We start from the raw sequence: 6,524 nt of genomic DNA on the forward strand, positions 1-6,524 counted from the left end.
ATTTTTAGGGCCAACCTTTTAAGTATCACATAAATATTATTTTAAATTTTTGATTTCTTCTGCTTCCGACAATCCTTCAATAATTTGTTTTACAGAATTATTCATTGCCATTTGTGCAACATTAGCGCATATACTTCTTGCTGAAAAACCGGATAAAATCCCTTTGCTTGATTGTGTATCTCCAGTAGCAGTTTGCGCAAATATTTTTTCTCCCTCATTGTTATATACGTCTATATGGTAAATAATAGTCGCGGTATATGGATTATATGCAGGATATGGAATTACTGGATCAAATTTCACAATTGATGGCTTTATGATAAGATCAATATTCTTATCAGTAGTTATTGAGTCAACTTCCACAACATTTTTAAACACTAAAGGAATATTATTCTTGAAAATTTCGTAAGTCTGCTGTCCAATAGGGTAAGACATCTTGTCAAGCGGACTCGTTGCTTTCACAAAAATAAACTCTTTAACTTCCTGTGGTACAAAAAGCCCGGCAGTATATGGATGTTGATTAATGCCCGATGAATCAAGTTTGGGGGGTGGGTTCATCTTTAATGGTAGCGTACATCCGGTTAAGATAAATATCAGAATTCCAGTCAATATAGTATTTTTCAATTTCATAATCTGTTTCCTTTCCATCTTTTGCTATAATTTAGTTTTGGCTTATGCCGTCAAGAAGATCAGTAATTATATTTTTGACTGTATCTGGTTCCTCAAAGGGTATCCGTCCCCATAATCCCTTGTTTATCCAAAGTATTTCGCCGTTGCTGCAATTGATCAAAGCTGCATTTAAATTAGTTCCTTCTGCAAAGTTCGGCGTATAAATATTATACACAAAAAATGAATCCCCCCTTGAAAGCGCCCGGCTATATCCTCCTGCATAACTTGAAGCTGTTCCCGCTGCCGTTATACCGATTTTTCCCACTACCATACCAGCTGTTTCAAGATTTTGCTTGCCTGTTATCAATAGTATTACTTCTGTTTTATATATATCCCCAAGCTTGCGTGCAGCTTTGCGGCTACTTTTTGTTTCAAGAAATGGAGGTTGTGCAAAATATTTCAGCCTGATCGGATCAAGCATTTCCATTGCAGATCGAACATCTCTCCAAAGAGAGCGTAAAAGTGGCTTGTCAATATCAGATGATTGAACGGTGATCACTTCATACTTTCCTGAAACATAATTACATATTCCTTTTATTAGTTCTTCTTGTGCAATTGTAGATTTTTCTTCTGAGAATTTTTCATTGCTAAAGCCCCTTTGAATTATTTTAATATCAGGTCTTGCTAAAAGGATGCGATTTATTTCAGGTAAAGCATAATCACTAATATATTTCCCGTTCTTATCTTTAATTTTTTCAAGATTGATAGAGATCTTTCCTGTCTCAGGAAGAACTTTTTCAACATAAGGAGCGTACCCCCTTCTTTCAATTTCAAGCCAAAGTTGCCCCGTTTTCCCAAAATCAAAGGTTTTTTCAAAAGGAGTAGTTCCGGCTATTTGTCTGATTTGTACAAAAGATACATCACTAGTTTCATGAACGGATACAATCGCATCTGATGGTGTGGTATCGACCTTCAGAAAATGCTTATTCGCCGTGGTGCAACCTGCCAGATAAAATATGCCCAAGAAAAATACAAAGATAAATCTTTTCATTAAGATATCCTTTCATAAATTTATTGTTCCATCATAGAAGTATATTAAGTGCTACTTTAACTTGAAGTGCAAACCTGGTAGTACAAGTTTCTACTTCCGGGTTTTGATAGTTTGCAATATTTAAAAAAACAAAAGCCCCGTGCTTCAATGGGCTGAAGATCGGGGCTTAATTGTATCCTGTCATATTAAATCCTTTCGAGGGTATAAAATAATAAAATGAAATATCGGATTATTTTTTCCAGAAAATAAAAAAGATTGTGTAATGAACAATTTTACAAGAATTTTGCTAACACTCTGCCTAAATTAAGTCAATAAAATATTAGAGCAAAAGTGGTAAGCTCAGGATTTATGCCCTTAGCAAATGATTGGACCGAAAAAGTATAATTCTCCTTTTAATTCTTATTATATGCATATTATGGCAGGAATCATCGGCGCTCATCAGTGCGTAAGAATAAGCGCATTTGACAGCTTTTCCCAACTTTATGGGTTTCTTATTTTTACTTTACCTTCGTATGACCAATCATTATGTCCGGCATCAATGATTACAAGCTTTGCTCCCGGAACGGATGCTGCAAGTACTTTTGCATGCTGTACCGGAATAACGGCATCTTCTTTAGCACCAAAAATATCGATTGGACCTTTATAACTTGAAAGTGCTTCCATATTGTTCCAGTTATCCTTTAATATCAACCAGACAAGAAAAGATGGGAAATGCTCTTTGGCAACTAAAGAAAGTTTATCAAAAGGAACGATCAACACTAATTTATCCTTCCAGCACCTCGCGTAGCTTCCCCCCTAAATCCTTCAACGAGAACGGCTTCTGGAGGAAACACTCGCCTTCGTCCAGAACCCCGTGGTGTGCGATAATATTGGCTGTGTAGCCGGACATGAACAGGCATTTCAGGTTTGGGCGTAAGGATAAGAGTTTCCTGGCCAGATCGCGGCCGTTCATCTCGGGCATGATCACGTCAGTCAAGAGCAGGTCGATCCGGCCCGAGTGTTCCATGGCCCGGCGGATGGCCTCGCCCGGGGAACTCGCCACCAGCACGGTATACCCCTGACTTTCGAGCATGATCGTGGTCATTTTCAAGATCGCCGGTTCGTCTTCCACGAGCAATATGGTTTCTTGGCCGCGCACCGCCGCCGAAACCGGAACCTGTGCCGGCAGGGGCTTAGTATCGGCTGCGTGCCGCGGCAGGTAGATATTGAAGGTCGTTCCTTGGCCCGGCTCGCTGTAAATGTTGATGAATCCGTTGTTCTGTTTGACGATGCCATACACGGTGGCCAGACCCAGGCCGGTTCCCCTGCCCATTTCCTTGGTCGTGAAGAAAGGCTCGAAGAGGAGCAAGAGTGTCTCGGAGTCCATGCCACAGCCGTCGTCACTCACGGTCAGAGTCACGTATTCACCCGGAGTGAAACCCGCCTGCTGGGCGCAGTATTCCTCGTCCAAGTCGGTGTTGCGTGTCTCTACGCTGATCTTGCCAACACCCGCGATGGCGTCCCTGGCGTTGATGCAAAGGTTGGCCAGCATCTGATCGATCTGTGTGGGATCCATCTTGACCGGCCAGAGGCCCTGACCGGGTTTCCAGTCCAGAGCGATATTTTCTCCGATGAGCCGTCGCAGCATTTTTAGTATGCCTTCCACCGTGTCGTTGAGATCAAGCGCCTTGGGTGCAATGATCTGTTTGCGGGCAAAGGTCAATAGTTGACGCGTGAGGTCGGCGGAGCGCTGGGCTGCCTTCCGGATCTCCTCCAGATCGGCATGCAGCGGTTCGGCCGGTCCGATCCGGTCCAAGGCCAGTTCCACGTGACCCAGGATGACGCCCAGCATGTTGTTGAAGTCGTGGGCTACACCGCCGGCCAGCCTTCCCAGCGACTCAATCTTCTGGGCCTGGGTCAACCGGACCTGGAGCTTTTCGTTTTTCTCCTCAGCCAGCTTTCGCTCGGTGGTATCGCTGAGGACCACACGGCAGACAGGCGCGCCGTCTTCCGCTTGAGCGGCAGTTCCAGCCAGATGCGCCCAGAAGTGTGCGCCATCCGATTTGACCAACCGCAGTTCGCATTCCTGGGGTTCGCCCGTCTCAAAAAGATTTTTGCGATGCCGGTAATAGATGTCCTGGTCATCTTTGAGGATGAAGCGGGAGATCGGCTGCTTTATCAACGCGCCGCGAGCCTTACCCAACAGATTGGCGGCGGTGAGGTTGGCCTCCAGGATCAGTCCCTGCTCAGACAGAGTGCAATAACCCACCGGAGCCAAGTCATAGAGGTCGAAATAGCGCGCCCGCCCGGCTTCGATCACCGCCTGGGCCGTGCGAAGTTCCTCGTTCTGCATCTCCAGTTCGATCTGATGTACCCGCAGTTCGTGGAGCGTTTTCCGGATTTCCCCGGGCGAAAGGTCAGCACTGTCTTCCGACATCCGGGTGGTCTGTTCCCGGGCAAGCGTTTCAGCCTTTTGCCGCAAATCAGCAGCGTCTTTTGGGTGGTTGTCCTGGTTTGTCATAGATTATCTCCAACATCTTTATATGGCAAAGTCCCGTTTATGCCGACAGGATGAGCTTTTTCTGCAGATCACCATCCAGATAGATCAGAAGGTTGCGGCAACTGATCAGATCCAACTTGAAAAAGAGCTTATACTTGATAACGTTCAGCTCGGAAAAGACCAGCATGTGGCCCGGCAGCATGGAGGCGCAACTATGCCCTATACTGTCCTCGACCTCAAAGACCTGCATACGCGTGTATCAACGGGCCTGGTCGTGTCTTCTTTGTCATACCACTTTCTACTATGATAAATTAAACATGTCATGGCAGATATGTCAATATAAAGGGTTTTTGGAATGCAGGGTAACCGCATTGGGACTTCATATAATTCTCTCGGAGATGAAACCAAGTGAATTCCCCCTTAGCAAAGGGGGTTAGGGGGTTGTTTAACGCCCGTTATCGCTGCCCTTAGGAATAGGAACGTGAAAAGGAAAGTTACGGTTGGTGTTTGTGATTGGGCAAACAATAGCCAAACCTGTACTTCGGTTAAAGAGGTCTTTGCTAACGACGTTTTAATATCAGGCTTGATTTAATTTTGAGTCGTCATATAATGATAAAAAAATAATATACATGAAACATATTGCCTAAATTTGTTTGAAATAAAGCATGTTATGATAGATATGTCAACATAAAGGGTTTTTTTAAATGTTAAATTTAGCTACTTTGCTGGAAAGCAGCACGCGGGAACGGCCTCATCATATTGCTGTTATTTATAATGAAATACGATTATCTTATGCGGCAGTTAATGCGGCAGCTAATCAAGTAGCAAACGGGCTTGTTGGTCTGGGTATTCAACCGGGTGACAAAGTTGCTCTTAGTTGTCTTAATTTGCCGTATTTCCCGATTGTTTATTATGGGATTCTTAAAACCGGTGCAGTAGTAGTCCCCTTGAATGTACTGCTCAAGCCGCGCGAAATTGCTTATCATTTGTCGGATTCCGATGCAAAAGCTTATTTTTGTTTTGAAGGAACAAAGCAGTTGCCAATGGGTGAAACAGGTTGGGATAGTTTTCAGAAAACTGATACCTGTGAGCACTTTATCCTTATGCAAAGAGATCCTGATGGACCTTCTTCTATTGCTAATACAAAAACATTAAGAGATCTGACAGGCAATCAGCCATCAACATTTCAAACGGTATCAACCGATGCAAACGATACTGCCGTTATACTTTATACAAGCGGCACTACCGGCAAACCCAAAGGAGCTGAACTCAGCCATGTAAATATGGTGCTTAACGCCCGGCTTAGCGATACTATGTATAAAGCACATGTTGATGATGTACACCTTGTTGTATTACCCCTTTTTCACTCTTTTGCGCAGAGCCTGCAAATGAACGCCGGGTTTTACAACTGTGCCACCATTTCATTAACACCACGCTTTGATCCGGATGAGGCATTGAAAATTATGCAGCGCGACAATGTCACCTTCTTTCAGGGTGTTCCTACTATGTACGTTGCTTTGCTTAATTATCCCGAAGCAGATAAATATGATCTTAAAAAAATAGCAGATACCTTACGATATTGCCTTTGCGGCGGTTCTGCCATGCCGGTTGAAGCTATGAAAGCATTCGAAAAAAGATTTAAGGTAAAAATCTATGAGGGATACGGCCTTACAGAAACAAGCCCTGCTGCTTCGTCTACTTTCAGTCTGAATTATAGGAAATACAAGCCGGGTTCGATTGGTGTTCCCGTATGGGGTGTGGAAATACGTATTGTGGATGAAAAAGATAATGATGTGCCTCTGGAAAAACCGGGCGAAATAGTTATTCGTGGGCACAATGTAATGAAAGGATACTATAAGAATCCTTTGGCAACCAAAGAAGCATTCAGAAACGGGTGGTTTCATACAGGTGATATTGGACGTTTTGATGAAGATGGTTATATTTATATCATAGACCGGGTTAAAGATATAATTATTCGCGGCGGTTTCAATGTCTACTCACGGGAAATTGAAGAAGTATTGTTGTTACATCCCGGTGTTGCTTTAGCAGCTGTTATTGGTGTTGCCCATGAAAAATACGGTGAAGAAATCAAAGCTTTTATCGTAAAAAAAGAAGGCGCAAAAACTACGGAAGAAGAAATCAAATCATGGGCGAAGGGAAATATGGCGGCGTATAAATATCCTCGTCATATAGAGTTTCGTGATACATTGCCCATGAGCGCAACAGGAAAAATTTTAAAGAAAGATTTAAGGAACTGGAAATGAATAAATAATTGAATTTCGCGCCCAGATTTAGGTCAGATTTGGCTGATCTGATTGAGCAAAACCGCAAATGTAGCGGGCTACGTTGAGGATTTTGCGATTGAAGATCAGTCAAAGATGGCTTGAA

6 protein-coding genes and 1 pseudogene are annotated in these 6,524 nt (G+C 43.4%); 1 reads left to right on the forward strand and 6 read right to left on the reverse strand.

What is annotated here, in order from left to right:
- Positions 1-36: 36 nt before the first annotated feature.
- The 6 genes and pseudogenes from KKC46_10080 to KKC46_10105 all read right to left on the reverse strand — a co-directional run bounded on the left by KKC46_10080 (position 37) and on the right by KKC46_10105 (position 4,704).
- Positions 37-627: a hypothetical protein gene (locus tag KKC46_10080; protein MBU1054164.1), complete on the reverse strand. Its 591-nt coding sequence runs from the start codon at positions 625-627 to the stop codon at positions 37-39.
- Positions 628-658: 31 nt separating this feature from the next.
- Entirely contained in the window at positions 659-1,657 is a 999-nt protein-coding gene (locus tag KKC46_10085; GenBank protein ID MBU1054165.1) for a hypothetical protein, read from the reverse strand.
- A gap of 480 nt (positions 1,658-2,137) precedes the next feature.
- Positions 2,138-2,416 carry a hypothetical protein gene (locus KKC46_10090; protein MBU1054166.1) on the reverse strand — a complete coding sequence of 93 codons (279 nt, stop codon included), beginning with the start codon at positions 2,414-2,416 and terminating at the stop codon, positions 2,138-2,140.
- 4 nt (positions 2,417-2,420) lie between these two features.
- Positions 2,421-4,157, reverse strand: a complete 1,737-nt coding sequence (locus tag KKC46_10095; protein MBU1054167.1) for a response regulator — start codon at positions 4,155-4,157, stop codon at positions 2,421-2,423.
- A gap of 37 nt (positions 4,158-4,194) precedes the next feature.
- On the reverse strand, positions 4,195-4,386 hold the full coding sequence (locus tag KKC46_10100; GenBank protein MBU1054168.1) for a hypothetical protein: 192 nt from the start codon (positions 4,384-4,386) through the stop codon (positions 4,195-4,197).
- A 195-nt stretch (positions 4,387-4,581) separates the two neighbouring features.
- Positions 4,582-4,704, reverse strand: a pseudogene (locus tag KKC46_10105) (type II toxin-antitoxin system PemK/MazF family toxin).
- Between the two features lie 136 nt (positions 4,705-4,840).
- Here KKC46_10105 and KKC46_10110 point away from each other — a divergent pair.
- Positions 4,841-6,400, forward strand: coding sequence for a long-chain fatty acid--CoA ligase (locus KKC46_10110; GenBank protein ID MBU1054169.1), 1,560 nt, complete (start codon positions 4,841-4,843; stop codon positions 6,398-6,400).
- Positions 6,401-6,524 lie beyond the last annotated feature (124 nt).

This window comes from Pseudomonadota bacterium, from assembly GCA_018817425.1.
GTDB lineage: Bacteria > Desulfobacterota > Desulfobacteria > Desulfobacterales > RPRI01 > RPRI01.